Below are 21,005 nucleotides of genomic sequence, written 5' to 3'. Positions count from 1 at the left end.
ACAGTAGGGTGAGGTGCCCGGTTCCGCGTGGGGCAGCATAGCAGCATTTCGCCTGATTGTTAATCTGTTTACAAAAAAGCAACATCCGTGCGTTTTTTAGCAGCTTCATCTGCAAATTGAGCGGGATCACATAAAAAAGCAGGCTTTGAAAGCCTGCTAGTTCTCATTTTCGGAGGAGAGTTTTAACGATCCACCAGCACAAACTCGCTGTCGTTATAGCGTTCACCCAGAATGTTTTTCTCACTAAACAACTCATCCAGCGTGGCAACATCCGCATGACGTAATGCTAAATCGGCGGCGCCGCAGTTCTGTTCCAGATGGGCGATTTTGCTGGCACCGGGAATCGGCACAATATACTCGCCTTTGGCCAGCACCCACGCCAACGCCAGCTGAGCGGCGGTTACGTCATAACCTGCAGCCATCTCAGTGAGCTGATTCACTAACTTTTGGTTATGCGCCTGCGCATCCTGCTGAAAACGCGGCAGTGAACGACGGAAATCATCTTCCGCTAAGGTTGAGGAGGCCGGGAATTTCCCGGTGAGGAAGCCGCGACCCAGCGGGCTATACGGAACAAAGCCGACGTTCAGTTCACGGCAGGTAGCGAGGACATCTTGCTCCGGATCGCGTGACCACAGCGAATATTCGCTTTGCAGCGCTGAAATCGGATGCACCGCATGCGCACGGCGCAAGGTGGCGGATGAAACCTCAGACAACCCGAGATACTTCACCTTCCCTTCCCGCACCAGATCGGCCATCACGCCCACCACCTCTTCAATCGGCACCGCCGGATCGAGACGATGCTGATAAAGCAGTTCGATGGTTTCCACTCCGAGACGTTGCAAAGATCCTTCGACCGCACGTCGAATATGCGCCGGATCGCTATTCACCCCAGTAATTCGTTCCCAACCTTCTCCCTGATCGGTAATGCGAAAACCAAACTTGGTGGCGACTTTGATATCGCTGCGCCCTTTTATTGCTTTTGCCAACAAGCTCTCGTTGGTGAATGGACCATATACTTCTGCGGTATCAAGGAAATTCACGCCCAGCTCAAACGCCCGTGCCAGCGTGTTCAGCGCCTGTTTTTCATCGTTCTGCCCATAGGCGAAACTCATGCCCATGCAGCCTAATCCCAGCGCCGAAACCTCTAATCCCTGATTGCCTAATTGACGTTGTTGCATTGTTTAATCCTCTTCGCTGTTGGTGTTAATGTTATAAACCTCAGCAATCGCGGCAACAATTGAGGCATTTTTGCCGATTTAGTGAGTAAAACTCAGTAATGAATAAATACCGTGCGTCTATGCAGGAACTGGAGATGTTTGCTGCCATCGCGCAGCATCTGAGCTTTCGTAAAGCAGCGGAGGAGCGCAATGTCACACCTTCCAGCCTAAGCCACGCGATGCGCCATTTCGAAGCGCGTTTAGGTGTGCGGCTGCTCAATCGCACCACGCGCAAAGTGGCGCTCACCGAAGCCGGTGAACGCTTTTTACAGCGCATTCAGCCTGCGCTTGCCGATCTGTCGCAAGCGGTGGATGAGCTCAACGACTGGCGCAGCGATCCACGCGGCGTATTGCGCATTAGCATGCCGCGATCGGCGGAAGCGCTGTTCTTCGATACGCTTATTTTGCCGTTCTTACTGCGCTATCCCGAGATTACGCTGGAGATCGACAGCAACGATTCTCTGCTGGATATCGTAGAGGCCGGATTTGATGCCGGCGTGCGCTATGGCGACGTGCTGGCGCAGGATATGGTGGCGGTGCCGTTTGGCGCAGCGATGCGGGCGCTGGCGGTGGCGAGCCCGGCGTTTATTGCGCAGCATGGCGCGCCACAGCAACCGGCTGAGCTGCTGCAGTTTCCCTGCATTGAGCGACGCTTTCCCAGTGGACGACGTTATCGCTGGGAATTCTGGCAGGATGGCCGCAAACAGGAAGTGGCGGTAAAAGGATCGTTGGTGCTGGATAACAATGAGCGGATATTACAGGCAGCGCGCGCGGGCGTAGGCATTGCCTTTCTGCATGAAGGTACGGTACGGGAAGATTTAATTCGCGGTGAGTTAGTGGAAATACTGGCGAACTTCACTCAGGTAGAAGAAGGATTCTGGCTCTATTATCCGAGTCGTAAATATCTTTCTGCGCCATTGAGACATTTTATTGATTGGCTTAAAGAAATCAACCTTTAATTAAAAACATCCATTACGCGTTCTATTTAAATGGTTAGATAATATATAAATCCATTAATTATAAATAATTTAAAAATTAAGATGAAATAAAAGAAGTTTGGCGTAGACTGCCTGCGGGCGCTTGAGGCAACTTGCTTCAAGCTGAAAAGATTGAGGTGGGTTGTGGAGCGTAAAACCGTGCAGTTAACTTTCATTAACCGCACGGGCAAGCGAACTACCCTACACGTCAGAAATGTCAGGGTAGTCGCTTGCTCGTGCTAAATCAAGAGGAACGTGACTATGAAGTCAATATTCAGCAAGCTGATTATCAGCGGGCTCATTCTATTAGGATTGTGTCTGGTTAATCGCAGCTCACTCTGTGAATTACGATTACGGATATTCACTGCTGAATAATCGGCTGTTATGGCTTACGAAGCACAACAGTAAAACTTCACTAGCGGGAGTTCGCTCCCGCTATTCCGGCATGACTCACAAAGTAGCTCATGCGCCTTTTTTACTTGTTTATTTAAATAGAAGCCGTAATAAAAAACGGCTCCATAAAGGAGCCGTTAATTTATTCAAAGCGCAAACTTATTTCTTTTTCGCTTTTGGGTTCGGCAGGTCAGTGATGCTACCTTCGAACACTTCGGCAGCCAGGCCGACAGACTCATGCAGCGTTGGGTGCGCGTGAATGGTCAGAGCGATATCTTCGGCATCACAGCCCATTTCAATCGCCAGACCGATTTCACCCAGCAGCTCGCCGCCGTTGGTACCGACAATCGCACCACCGATAACACGGTGAGTTTCTTTGTCGAAGATCAGTTTGGTCATACCGTCTGCACAATCAGAAGCGATAGCACGGCCTGAAGCCGCCCACGGGAAGGTGGACACTTCGTAGCTGATGCCTTTCTCTTTGGCTTCTTTCTCGGTCAGACCAACCCAGGCAACTTCTGGCTCGGTGTAAGCAATGGATGGGATCACTTTCGGGTCGAAGTAGTGCTTCAGGCCCGAGATCACTTCCGCCGCGACGTGGCCTTCGTGCACACCTTTGTGCGCCAGCATTGGCTGACCCACGATGTCACCGATAGCATAGATGTGCGGTACGTTGGTGCGCATCTGCTTGTCGACGCGGATGAAGCCGCGATCGTCCACTTCCACGCCTGCTTTACCAGCATCAAGGCCTTTACCGTTCGGTACGCGACCAATCGCCACCAGCACCGCGTCGTAACGCTGTGCATCGGCTGGTGCTTTTTTGCCTTCCATCGATACGTAGATACCGTCGTCTTTCGCTTCAACAGCGGTGACTTTGGTTTCCAGCATCAGGTTGAATTTCTTGCTGATACGCTTGGTGAAGACTTTCACCACGTCTTTATCGGCAGCCGGGATCACCTGGTCGAACATCTCAACCACGTCAATCTCTGAACCCAACGCTTTATAAACGGTGGCCATTTCCAGACCGATGATACCGCCGCCCATTACCAGCAGACGCTTCGGCACTTCTTTCAGTTCCAGCGCATCGGTAGAGTCCCACACGCGCGGATCGTTGTGCGGAATGAATGGCAGTTCGATTGGACGAGAACCGGCCGCGATGATCGCGTTATCGAAGTTAATGGTGGTTGCGCCACCTTCACCTTCAACCACCAGCGTGTTAGCACCGGTGAATTTGCCGAGGCCAGTGACCACTTTCACTTTACGACCTTTCGCCATACCCGCAAGGCCGCCAGTGAGCTGGTTAATAACTTTCTCTTTCCACGAACGAATTTTGTCGATGTCAGTTTGCGGCTGGCCAAACACGATACCGTGCTCTTCCAGGGCTTTTGCTTCGTCGATCACTTTGGCGACGTGCAGCAGCGCTTTTGACGGGATACAGCCTACGTTCAGACAAACACCGCCGAGGGTGCTGTAACGCTCAACGATTACGGTTTCCAGACCTAAATCAGCGCAACGGAAGGCTGCAGAGTAACCTGCAGGACCTGCCCCAAGTACCACGACTTGAGTTTTAATCTCTGTACTCATCATGACCTCTTGTTTGATTACCGGCAGTCAGGAGAAAGCTTTTCCCAAGCTCTAATGCCCTATATCCGCCGGGACATTTCACCGCGAGAGTTTACAGAATTGTTAACAAACTGCCAACCGCGGCAACATTGAATGCTTACAACAAGGCCGGCTTTCGCCGGCCTTGATTAACTTCACATCACCAGACGGCGAATGTCGGACAGTGTGTTATTGATGATGGTGATAAAGCGCGCACCATCAGCACCGTCGATCACGCGGTGGTCGAAGGAGAGTGAGATCGGCATCATCAGACGCGGCTCAAACTCTTTACCGTTCCACACCGGCTCCATCGCTGACTTGGAAACACCGAGGATAGCCACTTCCGGCGCGTTGACGATTGGCGCGAAGTGCGTGGTGCCCAGGCCGCCAAGGCTGGAGATGGTGAAGCAACCGCCCTGCATATCGCCAGCGGTCAGCTTGCCATCACGCGCTTTCTTGGAAATCGCCATCAGCTCGCGGGACAGTTCAGTAATGCCTTTCTTGTTCACATCTTTGAACACTGGAACCACCAGACCGTTTGGCGTATCAACCGCCACACCGATGTTGATGTATTTCTTCAGCGTCAGTTTCTGTGCATCTTCAGACAGTGAACTGTTGAAGCGTGGCATCTGCTCAAGAGCAGCGGCAACGGCTTTCATGATGAACACCACTGGCGTGAATTTCACATCCAGTTTGCGTTTCTCAGCTTCGGCATTCTGCTGTTTGCGGAACGCTTCCAGGTCGGTGATATCGGTTTTGTCGAAGTGCGTAACGTGCGGGATAACCACCCAGTTACGGCTCAGGTTGGCACCCGAGATTTTCTGGATACGGCCCAGTTCCACTTCTTCGATTTCGCCGAACTTGCTGAAGTCCACTTTCGGCCAAGGCAACAGACCTGGCAGGCTTCCGCCGCTGGCTGCTGCAGCCGGAGCCGCTTCAGCGCGTTTCACCGCATCTTTAACGTAAGTCTGCACGTCTTCTTTCAGGATACGACCTTTACGGCCGGTGCCTTTGACTTTCGCCAGATTCACACCGAACTCGCGCGCCAGGCGACGAATCACCGGCGTGGCGTGTACATAAGCGTCGTTCTCAGCAAACTCGCCTTTCGCATCGGCTTTCGCTGCTGCTGGGGCCGCTGCAGGTTTCGCTGCTTCTGCCGCTGGAGCCGCTTCCTGCTTAGCAGCAGGCGCCGCAGCCGGTGCAGCGCCTTCCACTTCGAACACCATGATCAGTTTACCGGTGCTGACTTTATCGCCAGTCGCCACTTTCAACTCTTTCACGGTACCGGCGAACGGTGCAGGCACTTCCATTGAGGCTTTGTCACCTTCAACCACGATCAGGGATTGCTCAGCAGCGACTTTGTCGCCTACTTTCACCAGGATCTCGGTGACTTCAACTTCATCGCCACCAATGTCCGGCACGTTGACGTCTTTCGCGCCAGAAGCCGCAGGAGCTGCAGCTGGTGCGGCTTCCTGTTTGGCTGCTGGAGCGGCAGCGGCTGGCGCTGCGCCTTCTGCTTCAAACACCATGATCAGTGAACCGGTGATCACTTTATCGCCGGTGGCGATTTTGATCTCTTTCACCACGCCCGCGAACGGTGCCGGGACTTCCATTGAGGCTTTGTCGCCTTCAACGGTGATCAGCGACTGCTCAGCGGCAACTTTGTCGCCAACTTTGACCAGGATCTCAGTGACTTCAACTTCGTCGCCGCCGATGTCCGGTACGTTGACCTCTTTGCTGACCGCAGCAGCAGCGGCTGCTGGAGCAGGAGCGGCTTCCGCTTTCTTCTCTTCGGCTGGCGCTGGCGCCGCTTCTGCGGCACCTTCAGCTTCAAAGATCATGATCAGTTTGCCGGTTTCTACTTTGTCGCCGGTAGAGATTTTGATCTCTTTAACCACGCCCGCCTGCGGCGAAGGCACTTCCATGGAGGCTTTATCGCCTTCCACGGTGATCAGCGACTGTTCAGCTTCAACTTTGTCGCCCACCTTGACCAGGATTTCGGTGACTTCAACTTCGTCTGCCCCGATGTCCGGTACGTTAATTTCGATAGCCATTACTCTCTTACCTCTTAAGCCAGACGCGGGTTAACTTTATCGGCGTCGATATTGAACTTGGTGATTGCTTCTGCCACCACTTTCTTATCGATTTCGCCGCGTTTAGCCAGCTCACCCAGCGCAGCCACAACCACATACGATGCATCCACTTCGAAGTGGTGACGCAGGTTTTCACGGCTATCGGAACGACCGAAGCCATCGGTACCCAACACGCGATAATCGCTAGAAGGTACGTAGCTGCGAACCTGTTCTGCGAACAGCTTCATGTAGTCGGTTGAAGCGACGGCCGGTGCTTCGTTCATCACCTGAGCGATGTACGGAACGCGCGGGGTTTCTGTTGGATGCAGCATGTTCCAGCGCTCGCAATCCTGACCATCACGCGCCAGCTCGGTGAACGAGGTCACGCTGTAGACGTCAGAACCGATGCCGTAATCTTTCGCCAGGATCTGCGCGGCTTCACGCACGTGACGCAGAATTGAACCTGAACCCAGCAGCTGCACTTTGCCTTTGCTACCGTCTACGGTTTCCAGCTTATAGATACCCTTACGGATACCCTCTTCCGCACCCTGCGGCATCGCAGGCATGTGGTAGTTTTCGTTCAGCGTGGTGATGTAGTAGTAGATGTTTTCCTGCGCTTCGCCGTACATACGCACCAGACCATCTTGCATGATGACCGCAATTTCGTAAGCGTAAGACGGATCGTAAGAGATACAGTTCGGGATAGTCAGTGACTGAATGTGGCTGTGACCATCTTCGTGCTGCAGACCTTCGCCGTTCAGGGTAGTACGACCTGAAGTACCGCCAACCAGGAAGCCGCGTGCCTGCATATCGCCGGCCAGCCACATCAGATCGCCGATGCGCTGGAAGCCGAACATCGAGTAATAGATGTAGAAAGGAATCATCGGCAGGTTGTTGGTGCTGTAAGAGGTCGCCGCAGCCAGCCAGGATGAACCTGCGCCCAGCTCGTTGATCCCTTCCTGCAGAATCTGGCCTTTCTCGTCTTCTTTATAGTAAGCAACCTGCTCGCGGTCCTGCGGGGTGTACTGCTGACCGTTCGGGCTGTAGATACCAATCTGACGGAACAGACCTTCCATACCGAAGGTACGCGCTTCGTCCGCGAGGATCGGAACCAGACGATCTTTGATCGACTTGTTCTTCAGCATCACGTTCAGGGCACGCACGAAAGCGATAGTGGTTGAGATCTCTTTGTTCTGCTCTTCCAGCAGTGGACGGAACTCTTCCAGCGTAGGCATTTCCAGCTTCTCGCTGAACTCCGCCTGACGCGTTGGCAGGTAGCCGCCCAACTTCTCACGCTGACCGTGCAGATAGTTGTACTCTTCAGACCCTTTCTCGAAGGTGACGTATGGCAGCTCTTCGATTTTATCGTCGGCAACCGGCACATTGAAGCGGTCGCGGATGTAGCGAACGCCATCCATGTTCATCTTCTTAACCTGGTGCGCGATGTTTTTACCTTCGGCAGTGTCACCCATACCATAACCTTTGATGGTATGTGCCAGAATCAGCGTTGGCTGACCTTTGGTGTCCTGCGCTTTTTTCAGTGCAGCATAGACTTTCTTCGGATCGTGGCCGCCGCGGTTCAGCGCGAAGATCTCTTCGTCTGACCAGTCTTTTACCAGAGCTGCGGTTTCCGGATATTTACCGAAGAAGTGCTCACGCACGTACGCGCCGTTACGGGATTTGAAGGTCTGGTAATCGCCATCAACGGTTTCGTTCATCAGCTGAATCAGCTTGCCGCTGGTGTCCTGACGCAGCAGTTCATCCCAGCGACCGCCCCAAATCACTTTGATCACGTTCCAGCCAGCGCCGGCAAAGATGCCTTCCAGCTCGTTGATGATCTTACCGTTACCGGTGACCGGGCCATCCAGACGCTGCAGGTTACAGTTGATGATGAACACCAGATTGTCCAGCTTCTCACGGGTGGCGATGGTGATCGCACCTTTGGATTCCGGCTCATCCATCTCGCCATCACCGAGGAAGGCGTAAACGGTTTGTGCTGATGTGTCTTTCAGACCACGGTGTTCCAGATACTTCAGGAATTTCGCCTGATAGATCGCGTTCAATGGACCCAGGCCCATTGAAACGGTTGGGAACTGCCAGAAGTCCGGCATCAGTTTCGGGTGCGGATAAGAAGAGAGACCTTTACCCTGCACTTCCTGACGGAAGTTGTTCATTTGATCTTCGCTCAGACGACCTTCAAGGAAGGCGCGCGCGTAGATACCTGGAGAAATGTGACCCTGGAAGAAAACCAGATCGCCGCCGTCTTTGTCGCTACGAGCGCGGAAGAAGTGGTTAAAGCACACTTCATAAATGGTCGCGGAAGATTGGAAGGAGGACATATGGCCGCCCAGCTCCAGATCTTTCTTCGACGCACGCAGCACCGACATGATGGCGTTCCAACGAATTGCGGAACGGATACGACGTTCAAGAGAGGTGTTGCCCGGATAGTCCGGCTCATCTTCAACTGCAATAGAGTTAATGTAGTTGCTGATTGCAGAGGAACCTGCGGCAACTTTCACGCCACCTTTGCGTGCTGCACTCATTACCTGATCAATCAGATACTGCGCGCGCTCAACACCTTCTTCACGGATGACCGATTCGATCGCTTGTAGCCAATCACGAGTTTCGATCGGATCCACGTCATTCTGTAAACGTTCTGACATGGGGTGTATTCCTTATCTGTGTCTAATACGTTGAAATTATCAGGAGCCTGTCTGCTTGTGCTTTGCTTCTGGTTCACAGCACAAGAAGACAGGCCCGTCGTGTTTTCCGCACGTTCGTTGCCGTGCGTTATTCCTTACGTTGCTGTAAACGACGCAGGGAGCGTTCACGACGACTCTGCTCCCGACTTCTATCCAGCAAGATTTCCTCAATGAACGCCAGGTGACGATGAGATGCCTCGCGTGCTTGTTCTGGCTCACGCGCCACAATCGCCTCGTAGATACTGGCGCGGTGACCGCTCACTTTCGCCAGCATTTCCCGACGAGCGTAGAGCAATTCAAAATTCTGACGGACGTTTTGTTCCAGCATAGGGCCCATGGAACGCAGCAGATGCAGCAGCACCACATTATGGGCTGCTTCTGTGACAGCGATCTGATACTTCATCACTGCATCGGCTTCGGCGTCGAGATCGCCGCTGTCCTGTGCCTGCTGAATATGAACATGGCAGTCGCGGATGCGCTGCAGATCTTCATCGGTTCCCCGCAGTGCCGCGTAATAGGCAGCAACGCCTTCCAGCGCGTGGCGGGTTTCCAGCAGGTCAAACTGAGATTCTGGATGTTCGGCAAGCAGACCGACCAGCGGGTCGCTCAGGCTTTGCCAGAGATTTTTTTGGACGAAGGTGCCACCACCCTGACGACGTAGCAGCAGGCCTTTAGCTTCCAGGCTCTGAATCGCTTCGCGCAGGGATGGACGTGAGACATCAAACTGTTTCGCCAGTTCACGCTCAGGGAGCAGTTTTTCACCCGGCTGGAGCGTCCCTTCCATAATGAGGGATTCCAGCTGCTGCTCAATCGCATCGGAGAGCTTGGGTTGGCGAATTTTACTGTAGGCCATCTTCCCTTCTTATCAGCCAAACGTCCGGAGTAAATTGGTAATACCAATTGAAAAATGGTGCCGGTAAAGTAACAAAGTATTCACCTTGTGTCTATATGGCGGGCTTCACACTTCCGGGGGCGATAGCAATGGCGCTGCACTAACTTACCGGAATAAGGTAGGAAAATGTTGGCCTGTAGCAAATGTTAAATAATTGTGTTTTTACCAAACCTTACACTGAGTTAGCGGAGTCAACGCGGCATAACCATAAGCGAAAGCTATTCGTGTTCACGGTTTTTTCATGGCAGAAATAATGCGACGGGCGCGCAGAGGATGCTGCTGCTTTTTCAGTCATCTCTCAGCACAAAAAGCAAAAGCAGGTGCAAACTGACGCGCTTATCACTATTCTGAACGCCGTGGTAGCTCATGCATGCACACAGCACGCCAGATACCGTAAAGAAAAGAATACATTAGGGTAAACAGCCTTACAGTGCGCGCACTGCAGGTGCACAATAACAACATCACGAGGTTTGTATGGAACAACAGCATGGCGACACGCTGCATCGCGGCTTAAAGAATCGCCATATTCAGCTGATTGCGCTGGGCGGAGCCGTAGGTACTGGCCTGTTTCTGGGCAGCGCATCAGTGATTAAATCGGCCGGTCCTGCCGTGATTCTCGGTTACGCGATCGCCGGTTTTATTGCCTTTCTGATTATGCGCCAACTGGGCGAAATGGTGGTTGAAGAGCCGGTTGCCGGCAGCTTCAGCCACTTCGCCTACAAATACTGGGGCAACTTCGCCGGTTTCGCCTCGGGCTGGAACTACTGGGTGCTGTATGTGCTGGTGGCGATGGCTGAGCTGACCGCCGTAGGCAAATACGTGCAGTTCTGGTGGCCAGATTTCCCAACCTGGGCCACGGCTGCCATCTTCTTTGTGCTGATCAACGCCATCAACCTGACCAACGTGAAAGTGTTTGGTGAGATGGAGTTCTGGTTCGCGATTATCAAAGTGGTCGCGGTCATCGGTATGATCCTGTTCGGTGGCTGGTTGCTGTTTAGCGGCAACGGTGGCCCACAAGCAAGCGTCAGCAACCTGTGGGATCAGGGCGGCTTCCTGCCACATGGCATGACCGGGCTGGTGATGATGATGGCGATCATTATGTTCTCGTTTGGTGGTTTAGAGCTGGTGGGTATCACTGCCGCAGAAGCCGACAATCCACAAGAGAGCATTCCAAAAGCCACCAATCAGGTGCTGTGGCGTATCCTGATTTTCTATATCGGTTCACTGGCGGTGCTGCTGTCGCTGCTGCCGTGGACGCGCGTAACGGCGGATACCAGCCCGTTCGTGCTGATCTTCCATGAGCTGGGCGATGCCTTTGTGGCCAACGCGCTGAACGTGGTGATCCTGACGGCGGCGCTGTCGGTCTACAACAGCTGCGTTTATTGCAACAGCCGCATGCTGTTCGGCCTCGCGCAACAGGGCAACGCGCCGAAAGCGCTGCTGAAAGTTGATAGCCGTGGCGTGCCGGTCGCGACCATTCTGGTCTCAGCCGTAGCGACCCTGCTGTGCGTACTGATCAACTACCTGATGCCAGGCGAAGCCTTTGGCCTGCTGATGGCGCTGGTGGTCTCTGCGCTGGTGATCAACTGGGCGATGATCAGCCTCGCGCACCTGAAATTCCGTAAGAAGAAAGACCAGCAAGGTGTGACCACGCGCTTCAAAGCGGTGCTCTATCCGCTGGGTAACTGGATCTGCCTGGTGTTCCTCGCCGGTGTGCTGGTGATCATGCTGATGACGCCGGGTATGGCGATTTCGGTCTGGCTGATTCCGGTTTGGCTGGTGATTCTGGCTATCGGTTACACCATCAAGAACAAACTACAGAAAGCGTAATGTTGTTCTCTGCCCGGTACGCCGTTGCCGGGCAGCACTTCTGATCTGGCTCACACTTTTCCCCGCCCGCGCGTTTTGTCCATCTACCCGACCATTTGCTCCCCAGCAGATTACTGATTTAGCACAGATAATTCCTGCTCATCATATCGCTGGAGACGATCAATGAAAGGAGCAGCCCTCTCGTTCAGGGAGAAACTGGGATATGGCATGGGCGATGCCGGATGCAACATGATTGGCGGTGCCATCATGTTGTTCCTCAATTATTTCTACACTGATGTATTCGGTTTAGCCCCGGCGCTGGTCGGCACGCTGTTGCTGTCAGTGCGCGTACTCGACGCGGTTACCGATCCGATCATGGGCGCGATTGCCGACCGCACGCAAAGCCGCTGGGGCCGTTTTCGCCCGTGGCTGCTGTGGGTTTCCGTGCCTTACGTGCTGTTCAGCGTGTTGATGTTTACCACGCCGGAGTGGAGCTACGACAACAAGGTCATCTGGGCATTTGTCACCTACTTCCTGATGTCACTCACTTACACCGCCATCAACATTCCTTACTGCTCTCTGGGCGGCGTGATTACCAACGATCCGGGTGAGCGCGTTTCCTGTCAGTCTTATCGCTTTGTAATGGTGGGGATTGCCACGCTGATCCTCTCACTTTCGCTGCTGCCGATGGCCGAATGGTTTGGCGGCGACAACAAAGCGCGCGGCTATCAACTGGCGATGAGCGTGCTGGCGCTGATTGGTCTGGTGATGTTCCTGTTCTGCTTTGCCACGGTGCGTGAGCGCATTCGCCCTGCCACGCCAAGCAACGATGATTTGAAACAAGACCTGCGCGACGTATGGAAAAACGATCAGTGGGTGCGCATTCTGCTGCTGACCTTCTGCAACGTCTGCCCCGGTTTTATCCGCATGGCCGCCACCATGTATTACGTCACCTGGGTGATGGGGCAATCAACGCACTTTGCCACGCTGTTTATCAGCCTTGGCGTGATCGGCATGATGTTTGGCAGCACGCTGGCGAAAATCCTCACCGATCGCTGGTGCAAGCTCAAGGTGTTCTTCTGGACCAACATCGCGCTGGCACTGTTCTCCTGCGGCTTCTACTGGATTGATCCACACGCCACCGTCGCGGTGGTGATCGCCTACTTCCTGCTGAATATCCTGCATCAAATTCCGTCGCCGCTGCATTGGTCGCTAATGGCCGACGTGGATGATTACGGCGAATGGAAAACCGGCAAACGCATCACCGGTATGAGCTTCTCCGGCAACCTGTTCTTCCTCAAAGTGGGGCTGGCGGTTGCCGGGGCGATGGTCGGTTTCCTGCTGTCAATTTACGGTTACGATGCTGGCGCAAAACAGCAGGCACCTAACGCCATAAACGGCATCATGCTGCTGTTCACGGTGATTCCGGGCGTTGGATATCTGATCACCGCCGGCGTAGTGCGTTTAATGAAAGTGGATCGCAACTTAATGCGTACGATTCAGGCCGATCTGGCGCTGCGCCGTGCCCATTCACACCACGAATCCCCTATCGCGTCCTCTGCGACTGCGCAACCTGGAGAGATCAAATGAGCTGGCCCAATCCTTTTATTACTCAACGCGCCGATCCCTTTATTCTGCGCCATGCCGATGGCTACTACTTTATCGCCTCGGTGCCGGAATATGACCGACTGGAGATTCGCTATGCCTCGACGCTGGCTGGCCTGATTGAGGCAGAAGCGGTAACGGTGTGGCACAAGCCGGATACCGGCCCGTTCAGCGCGCTGATTTGGGCGCCGGAGTTGCATCACATCAACGGGCAATGGGTGATCTATTTCGCCGCCGCACCGACGCGTGCAATTAAAGATGGCCTGTTCCAGCACCGCATGTATGCGCTGGTATGTAATGATGCCGACCCGCTAAGCGGTAACTGGCAGCCCTGCCGCCGCGTACATACGCCCATCGACTCCTTCTCTCTCGATGCGACGTATTTCCAGCATCAAGGCAAACACTGGTATCTGTGGGCGCAAAAAGATCCGGCGATTCCCGGAAACTCCAACCTGTATCTCGCTGAGTTACTCAATCCGTGGACGTTGAAAAGCGCCCCGCTGATGTTGAGCCGACCGGAATATGAATGGGAGTGCGCGGGATTTAGCGTCAACGAAGGACCGGCGGTAATTCAGCATGGCGACAAGCTGTTTGTCACCTATTCCGCTAGCGCGACTGATGAAAATTATTGCCTGGGAATATTAAGCATTGATGTGTTAGCCGATCCGCTCAACATCAGCGCCTGGCATAAGTCCGCGCGGCCGGTATTTGCCACCAGCTGGGATAATCAGCAATACGGACCAGGACACAACAGCTTTACGGTGGATGAAGCGGGAAGAGCGGTGCTGGTGTATCACGCGCGCAATTACACCGAAATTGAGGGCGATCCGCTATGGGATCCGAATCGCCATACGCGTTTGAAATACTTTGACTGGCGCGAAGACAGCACACCGGATTTCGGCGTGCCGCCCGCCGATCACACCAGCGTGCCGTAGATAGTCAACAGCGCGACCACCACCACCAGCACCAGAGAAATACGTTTCGCCAACGCCACCGCAACCCGTGGCGTTTCGACTTTATCCATGTGCGGATCGCGTGCCAGCGAGAACTGCGCCAGGCTGGTCAGCACCTGATATTGCGGGCGATGCAGATCGCCCAACGCGGCAAACCAGGCTGGCAGCGCACGTTCGCCGTGGCCGAGCAGCGCGTAAGCCACGCCGGCCAAACGCACCGGGATCCAGTCCAGCACATGCAGCAGACGATCAACGCCAGACTGCGAGCGCTCCAGCGGCGAATGATGTTTGGCCAGCCAACTCTGCCAGGCGCGCAGAAACGCATAACCCACCAGCAGCACCGGGCCGTAAGGTCCGCCGACCACAAACCAGAACAGCGGAGCAAGATAGAAACGGAAGTTAATCCAAATCAGCGCGTTTTGCAGTTCACGCAGGAACTCGCGCTCGCTGCACTCGACCGGCACACCGTGAATCAGCGTCAGTTCGGCCGCCATCGCCTGATGCGCCGCTTCATCGTCATGACTCGCGGCTTTGAGATAACTGTGATAGTGCAGTCGCACCGAACCCGCGCCGATACACAGCAATCCCACCACAATCCAGAACAACAGTTGCGCCACGCCAAACAGAATGCCTTTCAGGCTCCACACCACCAGCCAGACGATCAGCATCGCTATCACTGTCATCATCAGCGTGCGCAGCAGGGAAAAACGCTGGCGGCCACGAAACAGCGGCTCAAGCCGATGGTCCAGTTGCCAATGCTCACCCAACTTAAAAAGGCGTTCCCAACCTAAAACTAATAACAAGCTAAACAACGTCATACCCGCTCCTGCTGTCTCAGGGATTCTCCTGCCTGATGGATTCTTTATAGCGCAACCAGTCAAAAGAGGAACCGGGATCGGTTTTCCGCTCTGGTGCGATATCGCTATGGCCGGTGATGCGCGCAGGCGTCAACGGATAGTGCTGCAACAGCAGGTGAGTCACCTGTTGCAAAGTCGCGTACTGCGCATCGGTATAGGGCAGCGTGTCGGTGCCTTCCAGTTCAATGCCCATGGAAAAATCGTTGCAGCTTTCACGCCCTTCAAACTGCGACACGCCGGCATGCCAGGCGCGCTGATCGAAAGAGACGTATTGCACCAGCTCGCCGTCGCGGCGGATTAAACAGTGCGCCGCCACGCGTAAATGGGCGATATCAGCAAAATAGGGATGCGCATCGGCAGGCAACGTGCCGGTAAACAAGCGATCGATCCACGGCCCGCCAAACTCACCGGGCGGTAAGCTGATGTTATGAATCACCAACAGCGAAGGCACTTCATCATTTGGACGCTGATTGAAGTGTGGTGAAGGTACTTTACGCGCGCTGGTAATCCAGCCCTCTTCCAGTTTCATGCTGTTAAATCCTAAGCAAAATCAGGCTGAGAATAACATGTTTCACCCAGCAGACTTGCGACTTAATGCGCCGATGCAGGTGAGTTCAGGATACTAAACATTTCACCGCGAGCAACTGGCAATGACCGATAAATCAGGCTAAGGTGAGCGCACAAAATCTCGTCTTGTGGAGTGGCAAAACCATGGCAACGCGTCGTTACGATCCCGATCATCGCCGTCAGGAACTGATTAAACGTATTGAACAGGATATCCCGGAAGCCGTTGCCCGGGCGCTTCAGGAGGATTTAGGCGGCGAAGTGGACGCGGATCGCGATATCACCGCGTTGCTGCTGCCGGCAGAAAAACAGGCGGTGGCAAAAGTCATCACCCGTGAAACAGGTGTTTTTTGTGGTAAACGCTGGGTGGAAGAAGTCTTTATCCAGCTTGGCAATAAAGTCACTCTTACCTGGCATGTTGAAGATGGACAAACAATGGTTGCCGATCAGCTGCTGTTCGAGCTTACCGGTCCGGCGCGCCTGCTGTTAACCGCAGAGCGCACCGCGCTCAATTTCGTGCAAACGCTGTCCGGCGTGGCCACCGAGGTCAGCCGTTATGTCGCCCTGCTGGCGGGCAGCGAAACTCAGCTGCTTGATACGCGCAAGACCTTGCCAGGCCTGCGTACCGCGCTGAAATATGCAGTGCTGTGCGGTGGCGGTAACAACCATCGTTTAGGCCTGTCGGATGCTTTTCTTATCAAAGAGAACCACATTATCGCCAGCGGCTCGGTGCGTAACGCCGTAGAAAAAGCGCTGTGGCTGTCGCCTGATGTGCCGGTAGAAGTTGAAGTCGAATCGCTGACGGAACTGCAGGATGCCATCGATGCTGGAGCGGACATCATCATGCTCGACAACTTCAGCCTTGAGATGATGCATGAAGCGGTTGCGCTAACGAATAAGCGCGCGCTGCTGGAAGTCTCTGGCAACGTAACCGAAACCACGCTGCCGCAAATTGCGCAGACCGGCGTTGATTATGTTTCTGTCGGCGCGCTGACCAAACATGTGCATGCGCTGGATCTGTCGATGCGTTTCCGCGAACTCTAATGCTCTAAGTCTGCCGCCTGTTAGCGCGGCAGATATGCGAGATAGCTTCCAAAACTCTGCTCTCTCCGCTGTAATCCTGACGATTCTCTGCGTGATGCTTTCCAACCTCGCGCAGGCCTGACTTCCGCTTTCCCTCGCCCTTTTCTACCGTAGCGGCTCCACAACAAGGAGCCTCACTTTGGACAGACAACGCGGTTTTACCCTAATCGAATTGATGATTGTGATTGGCATCGTCGCCATTCTCAGCGCCATCGGTTTACCGGCCTACCAAAACTACCTGCAACGCGCAGCACTCACCGACATGCTGCAAACCATGGTTTCGTACAAAACAGCCGTAGAACTCTGCGCCATTGAACGTGGCGGACCGGCGCAGTGTCAGGCAGGACAACGCGGTATTCCGGTGGCCAAAGGTTCGCGCTATGTGGCAACGCTCAGCGTGATTAACGGAACCATCAACCTGACCGGCCAGGAAAGTCTCAGCGGATTGACGGTTGAAATGCTGCCAATTTGGAGCGCAACCGATGGCACGTTGAGCTGGCAACGCAGTTGCACCAGCGATAACAGCAGCCTACGCGATAGCTGCCTTGAGCAGTTCCGCTTTGCTGATAAGGATGCCAACTGATGGACAATCCTAATAGTGCGCTGAATGCGTTGTGCGCACGTTATCAGGCGGTGATTCTGCATCACGACGCTACGCTGCTGCGCGTTGCAGTAGCCGACACGCCCGATCCACTGCTGCTGGAGGCGTTACAGTTCGCCAGCCAGTGCAAGGTGGATGTCGAGTGCTGGCCTGCAGCACGCCTTGAGCAGTTACTGCACGAACCGGATGCCGCCGCAGCACCGCGAGAACATGCCAGCGCGGAGTCAGCGATTAACGCGGTCGATCAGATTTTGCGTCAGGCCATTCAGCGCCGTGCCTCAGATGTGCATTTCGAACCACAGCGCCAGGGATTGCGGGTGCGCCTGCGCATCGATGGCGTGTTGCACAAACTGCCTCAGCCCTCTGAAGCACAACCCGCTGCGATTTTGGCACGCCTTAAAATCCTCGGTGGATTGGACATCGCCGAACGGCGTCTACCGCAGGACGGACAATTTACGCTAGAAATAGATGACAAATTGGCGGCGTTTCGTCTTTCAACGCTGCCGGTAAGTCAGGGTGAAAAAGTCGTGGTGCGACTGCTGCAAAGTGAAAATAGCGCCATCACGCTCGATAAACTCGGCATGCCCGCCGCCCAGCTGCGTTTGCTGAAAAGTGCGCTGGCGAAACCGCAGGGTTTGATTCTGGTCACCGGCCCGACCGGCAGCGGTAAAACCTTCACGCTCTATAGCGGATTAAGCGCGCTGAACGTGCCGGAAAAGAATGTATGCAGCGTGGAAGATCCGGTTGAGATCCCGCTGGATGGCATTAATCAAACGCAGATCCAGCCGCGCAGCGGACTCGATTTCAACCGTGTACTGCGCGCCCTGCTGCGTCAGGATCCCGATGTGATTATGGTGGGGGAAATCCGTGACGCCGAGACGGCCAGCATTACCGTCAAAGCCGCGCAGACCGGCCATCTGGTGCTTTCCACACTGCATACCAACTCAACCGCCGAAACGTTGACACGTCTGCGCCAGATGGATATTCCCGGCTATCTGCTGGGTCCCGCTTTGCAGTTGGTGGTGGCGCAGCGTCTGGTCAGACGCTTGTGCGTACATTGTCGTCAACCGGGACAAGCTATCGCCCATCTGCCGGCCGAACTCTGGCCGGGCACGCTGCAAACCTGGCGAGCGCCCGGCTGCGATCACTGCTTCTCCGGCTATTACGGGCGGCTGGCGCTGTTTGAAGTCTTGCCGGTAACCAGCAAATTGCAAAATGCTATATCGGCTGATATGCCGCTGGAACATCTGCTCACGCTGGCTAATGAACAGGGAATGAAAACCTTGCTGGCTGCGGGGCTGGAAGCGGTAAGTCGAGGCGATACGTCCTTTGAAGAAATGCAGCGCGTGGTGGGATTGGGCGATGGCTAATCTCTATCATTTCCGCTGGCAGGCGCTCGATACCATGGGCGTGCTGCAGGAGGGCGAATCACTTAACGCCAGCCAGGATGCGTTGCTCAATCAACTCTCCGATCGCGGCATGCTGCCGGTGAGCTGGCAGCGTGGAAAATGCTGGCGTTCGCGCGACTGGAAGTGGCAGCAGAAAATCGACCTGGTGCGGCAACTGGCGACGCTGCTGAAGGCCGGTCTGCCGCTGGCGGAAAGTTTGATTCTGTTGGCAGAAGGCCATCCCCATGCCGGTTGGCGGGTATTACTCAAGGGATTGCAGCGCCGCGTTATCGCCGGTGAACCCTTCTCGCAAGCCTTGCAGGAGTGGCCGCAGATCTTTCCCCCATTATTTCCCGCGTTGATGCAAGTGGGTGAGTTAACTGGACAGCTCGATGAGTGCTGTCGCCAATTAGCGCAGCAGCAAAGTAAACAGCAATACTTACGGCAGAAAGTGGTCAAGGCGCTGCGTTATCCACTGTTTATATTGCTGGTAGCGCTCGCAGTCAGTGCTGGCATGCTGCTGTTTGTTTTACCCGAGTTTGTCTCCGTCTATGCCAGCTTTGATGCGCCGCTGCCCGCTTTTACTGCCGCAGTGATGTCGCTATCGGAACTATTGCAGAAAGCCGCACTGCCGCTGTCGCTGATATGCGCCGTATTTATCGGGATTGTGCAGCAGACTTATCGTCGTTCGGTAGCGTGGCAAAAACGCGTACATCAATGGCTACTGCACATGCCGCTGTTATCACCGCTGTGGCGCGGCGGGCAGCTCAGCCAGATATACGCCATCCTGCAACTTACGCAGCAATCCGGTTTAACCTTGCTGCAAAGTCTGCAGGCGGTTGAGGTGACGCTGGTTTCCCGGTTGTGGCGCGATGCCATCATTCAGTTGCAGCAGCACATTGCTGCGGGTGCGCCGCTGCATCAGGCGCTGCAACAACATCTGGTGTTCACTCCCCTTTGTGCCCAGCTAATCCGGGTTGGCGAAGAAGCGGGTGCGCTGGATGTGATGCTGGCGCGTCTGGCGGAATGGCATGAAGCGCAAACATTAGCGCGCGCTGATGCTCTGGCGGCATCGCTTGAACCAATGATGATGGTGGTAATAGGCGGGATTGTTGGCACCTTAGTGATTGCGATGTATCTGCCGGTATTTGGTCTTGGCGATGCGATTCGCTAACGGGCACGCACGGTGCGCGCCCGTTGTCTGAGATCAGCGCGTGAACACGCGGTTCTCTTGTTCAGCGACGCGGATAAAGGTGGTGCGTTTCGTCAGCTCTTTCAATCGTTCGGCACCGACGTAGGTACAGGCTGAGCGCAAGCCACCGAGGATATCTTTAACCGTCTCCTCAACCGGGCCGCGCACAGGCAAGCGTACGGTTTTGCCTTCCGCCGCACGGTATTGCGCAACACCGCCAACGTGGCGTTTCATTGCCGATTCGGAGCTCATGCCGTAGAACAGCATAAATTTCTCGCCCTGCTCTTCAACGACGGTTCCTTCGCACTCGTCGTGGGCCGCAAGCATGCCGCCGAGCATGGTGAAGTCTGCGCCACCACCAAAAGCTTTGGCAATGTCACCCGGAACCGAGCAGCCGCCGTCGCTGACGATCTGTCCGCCTAAGCCGTGTGCCGCATCCGCGCACTCGATAACGGCCGAAAGCTGAGGATAGCCAACGCCGGTCTTCACGCGTGTGGTGCAAACGGAGCCGGGACCAATGCCCACTTTGACAATGTCTGCGCCAGACAAAATCAGCTCTTCCACCATTTCACCGGTGACCACGTTGCCTGCGCAGATGGTTTTACCTGGGAAGCTTTCACGCACGCGCAGCAGGAACTGAACGAAGTGCTCAGAGTAGCCGTTAGCAACGTCGATGCAGATAAAGTTAAGTTGTGGTGATAGCGCCAGAATGGCGGATAACTTGGTGAAATCTGATTCTGAGGTACCGGATGAGACCATCACATGACTCAGCACCGCCGCTGGCACGCGCTGCACAAATGCCTGCCACTCATGCACGCTGTAGTGTTTATGCACTGCAGTCAATACGTTAAAACTCGCCAGGGCTTCAGCCATCGTGAAAGTACCGACGGTATCCATGTTGGCGGCAATAATCGGTATGCCACTCCAGTTCAAGCCTGAGTGTTTAAAGGTGAAGGTGCGTTCCAGTTCAACCTCGGAACGGCTTTTCAATGTGGAACGTTTTGGGCGGATCAAAACATCTTTAAAGCCCAGTTTTAGATCTTCTTCAATGCGCATAGCTGATTATCCTGGTTAGTGACGACGAACCGCGGTTCGGGT

Annotated in this window: 16 protein-coding genes; 8 read left to right on the top strand and 8 right to left on the bottom strand. The window is 54.6% G+C overall.

Annotated elements, in window-relative coordinates; all coding sequences use genetic code 11:
- Nucleotides 1-182: 182 nt before the first annotated feature.
- Nucleotides 183-1,178, bottom strand: a complete 996-nt coding sequence (locus BM323_RS12630) for an aldo/keto reductase (RefSeq protein ID WP_008108555.1) — start codon at nucleotides 1,176-1,178, stop codon at nucleotides 183-185.
- A 98-nt stretch (nucleotides 1,179-1,276) separates the two neighbouring features.
- Here BM323_RS12630 and BM323_RS12625 point away from each other — a divergent pair, with 98 nt between their 5' ends.
- Complete coding sequence (locus tag BM323_RS12625) at nucleotides 1,277-2,176, top strand: LysR family transcriptional regulator (RefSeq protein WP_008108558.1); 900 nt, start codon at nucleotides 1,277-1,279, stop codon at nucleotides 2,174-2,176.
- A gap of 570 nt (nucleotides 2,177-2,746) precedes the next feature.
- Here BM323_RS12625 and lpdA read toward each other — a convergent pair.
- The 4 genes from lpdA to pdhR form a co-directional block, all read right to left on the bottom strand.
- Nucleotides 2,747-4,171 (bottom strand): dihydrolipoyl dehydrogenase, encoded by a 1,425-nt coding sequence (gene lpdA / locus BM323_RS12620; protein ID WP_008108560.1) that lies wholly within the window; start codon nucleotides 4,169-4,171, stop codon nucleotides 2,747-2,749.
- 173 nt (nucleotides 4,172-4,344) lie between these two features.
- Nucleotides 4,345-6,243, bottom strand: a complete 1,899-nt coding sequence (aceF, locus tag BM323_RS12615) for a pyruvate dehydrogenase complex dihydrolipoyllysine-residue acetyltransferase (RefSeq protein ID WP_008108562.1) — start codon at nucleotides 6,241-6,243, stop codon at nucleotides 4,345-4,347.
- Nucleotides 6,244-6,257: 14 nt separating this feature from the next.
- Nucleotides 6,258-8,924, bottom strand: coding sequence for a pyruvate dehydrogenase (acetyl-transferring), homodimeric type (gene aceE / locus BM323_RS12610; RefSeq protein ID WP_008108564.1), 2,667 nt, complete (start codon nucleotides 8,922-8,924; stop codon nucleotides 6,258-6,260).
- Nucleotides 8,925-9,051: 127 nt separating this feature from the next.
- Nucleotides 9,052-9,816: a pyruvate dehydrogenase complex transcriptional repressor PdhR gene (pdhR, locus tag BM323_RS12605; RefSeq protein ID WP_008108566.1), complete on the bottom strand. Its 765-nt coding sequence runs from the start codon at nucleotides 9,814-9,816 to the stop codon at nucleotides 9,052-9,054.
- Nucleotides 9,817-10,329: 513 nt separating this feature from the next.
- On the opposite strand from pdhR, the gene aroP reads away from it, so the two are divergent.
- The 3 genes from aroP to BM323_RS12590 all read left to right on the top strand — a co-directional run bounded on the left by aroP (nucleotide 10,330) and on the right by BM323_RS12590 (nucleotide 14,204).
- Complete coding sequence (gene aroP / locus BM323_RS12600; protein ID WP_008108568.1) at nucleotides 10,330-11,685, top strand: aromatic amino acid transporter AroP; 1,356 nt, start codon at nucleotides 10,330-10,332, stop codon at nucleotides 11,683-11,685.
- Between the two features lie 162 nt (nucleotides 11,686-11,847).
- Nucleotides 11,848-13,254: a glycoside-pentoside-hexuronide (GPH):cation symporter gene (locus tag BM323_RS12595; protein WP_008108570.1), complete on the top strand. Its 1,407-nt coding sequence runs from the start codon at nucleotides 11,848-11,850 to the stop codon at nucleotides 13,252-13,254.
- The gene (locus BM323_RS12590) at nucleotides 13,251-14,204 is read left to right on the top strand and encodes a glycoside hydrolase family 43 protein (RefSeq protein WP_008108571.1); all 954 of its coding nucleotides are present in this window, start codon (nucleotides 13,251-13,253) and stop codon (nucleotides 14,202-14,204) included. Before BM323_RS12595 ends, BM323_RS12590 begins: the two co-directional genes overlap by 4 nt.
- Here the strand turns inward: BM323_RS12590 and ampE are convergent.
- Nucleotides 14,186-15,040 carry a beta-lactamase regulator AmpE gene (gene ampE, locus BM323_RS12585; RefSeq protein WP_008108573.1) on the bottom strand — a complete coding sequence of 285 codons (855 nt, stop codon included), beginning with the start codon at nucleotides 15,038-15,040 and terminating at the stop codon, nucleotides 14,186-14,188. The genes BM323_RS12590 and ampE overlap by 19 nt on opposite strands.
- Nucleotides 15,041-15,056: 16 nt before the next feature.
- Nucleotides 15,057-15,608, bottom strand: coding sequence for a 1,6-anhydro-N-acetylmuramyl-L-alanine amidase AmpD (ampD, locus tag BM323_RS12580; protein ID WP_008108575.1), 552 nt, complete (start codon nucleotides 15,606-15,608; stop codon nucleotides 15,057-15,059).
- A 182-nt stretch (nucleotides 15,609-15,790) separates the two neighbouring features.
- Here ampD and nadC point away from each other — a divergent pair, with 182 nt between their 5' ends.
- The 4 genes from nadC (at nucleotide 15,791) to hofC (ending at nucleotide 19,889) form a co-directional block, all read left to right on the top strand.
- Entirely contained in the window at nucleotides 15,791-16,687 is an 897-nt protein-coding gene (nadC, locus tag BM323_RS12575; protein WP_008108577.1) for a carboxylating nicotinate-nucleotide diphosphorylase, read from the top strand.
- A 178-nt stretch (nucleotides 16,688-16,865) separates the two neighbouring features.
- Complete coding sequence (gene ppdD, locus BM323_RS12570; RefSeq protein ID WP_008108579.1) at nucleotides 16,866-17,309, top strand: prepilin peptidase-dependent pilin; 444 nt, start codon at nucleotides 16,866-16,868, stop codon at nucleotides 17,307-17,309.
- Complete coding sequence (gspE, locus tag BM323_RS12565; protein WP_008108582.1) at nucleotides 17,309-18,697, top strand: type II secretion system protein GspE; 1,389 nt, start codon at nucleotides 17,309-17,311, stop codon at nucleotides 18,695-18,697. The genes ppdD and gspE overlap by 1 nt, the downstream gene beginning before the upstream one ends.
- Nucleotides 18,690-19,889: a protein transport protein HofC gene (gene hofC / locus BM323_RS12560; RefSeq protein ID WP_008108584.1), complete on the top strand. Its 1,200-nt coding sequence runs from the start codon at nucleotides 18,690-18,692 to the stop codon at nucleotides 19,887-19,889. The genes gspE and hofC overlap by 8 nt, the downstream gene beginning before the upstream one ends.
- A gap of 33 nt (nucleotides 19,890-19,922) precedes the next feature.
- Here hofC and BM323_RS12555 read toward each other — a convergent pair whose 3' ends face one another.
- Nucleotides 19,923-20,963, bottom strand: coding sequence for a GMP reductase (locus BM323_RS12555; protein WP_008108586.1), 1,041 nt, complete (start codon nucleotides 20,961-20,963; stop codon nucleotides 19,923-19,925).
- Between the last annotated feature and the right edge of the window lie 42 nt (nucleotides 20,964-21,005).

This window comes from Pantoea sp. YR525 (assembly GCF_900116775.1).
Lineage (GTDB): Bacteria > Pseudomonadota > Gammaproteobacteria > Enterobacterales > Enterobacteriaceae > Pantoea > Pantoea symbiotica.
Note: the sequence above shows the minus strand (reverse complement) of the source record. Positions and strands in the feature narration are given on the sequence as shown.

What these genes read in the sequence shown, in the direction of transcription:
- BM323_RS12630 (WP_008108555.1), bottom strand. Translation starts at nt 1,178, where the DNA reads ATGCAACAACGTCAATTAGGCAATCAGGGATTAGAGGTTTCGGCGCTG.
- BM323_RS12625 (WP_008108558.1), top strand. Translation starts at nt 1,277, where the DNA reads ATGAATAAATACCGTGCGTCTATGCAGGAACTGGAGATGTTTGCTGCC.
- lpdA (WP_008108560.1), bottom strand. Translation starts at nt 4,171, where the DNA reads ATGAGTACAGAGATTAAAACTCAAGTCGTGGTACTTGGGGCAGGTCCT.
- aceF (WP_008108562.1), bottom strand. Translation starts at nt 6,243, where the DNA reads ATGGCTATCGAAATTAACGTACCGGACATCGGGGCAGACGAAGTTGAA.
- aceE (WP_008108564.1), bottom strand. Translation starts at nt 8,924, where the DNA reads ATGTCAGAACGTTTACAGAATGACGTGGATCCGATCGAAACTCGTGAT.
- pdhR (WP_008108566.1), bottom strand. Translation starts at nt 9,816, where the DNA reads ATGGCCTACAGTAAAATTCGCCAACCCAAGCTCTCCGATGCGATTGAG.
- aroP (WP_008108568.1), top strand. Translation starts at nt 10,330, where the DNA reads ATGGAACAACAGCATGGCGACACGCTGCATCGCGGCTTAAAGAATCGC.
- BM323_RS12595 (WP_008108570.1), top strand. Translation starts at nt 11,848, where the DNA reads ATGAAAGGAGCAGCCCTCTCGTTCAGGGAGAAACTGGGATATGGCATG.
- BM323_RS12590 (WP_008108571.1), top strand. Translation starts at nt 13,251, where the DNA reads ATGAGCTGGCCCAATCCTTTTATTACTCAACGCGCCGATCCCTTTATT.
- ampE (WP_008108573.1), bottom strand. Translation starts at nt 15,040, where the DNA reads ATGACGTTGTTTAGCTTGTTATTAGTTTTAGGTTGGGAACGCCTTTTT.
- ampD (WP_008108575.1), bottom strand. Translation starts at nt 15,608, where the DNA reads ATGAAACTGGAAGAGGGCTGGATTACCAGCGCGCGTAAAGTACCTTCA.
- nadC (WP_008108577.1), top strand. Translation starts at nt 15,791, where the DNA reads ATGGCAACGCGTCGTTACGATCCCGATCATCGCCGTCAGGAACTGATT.
- gspE (WP_008108582.1), top strand. Translation starts at nt 17,309, where the DNA reads ATGGACAATCCTAATAGTGCGCTGAATGCGTTGTGCGCACGTTATCAG.
- hofC (WP_008108584.1), top strand. Translation starts at nt 18,690, where the DNA reads ATGGCTAATCTCTATCATTTCCGCTGGCAGGCGCTCGATACCATGGGC.
- BM323_RS12555 (WP_008108586.1), bottom strand. Translation starts at nt 20,963, where the DNA reads ATGCGCATTGAAGAAGATCTAAAACTGGGCTTTAAAGATGTTTTGATC.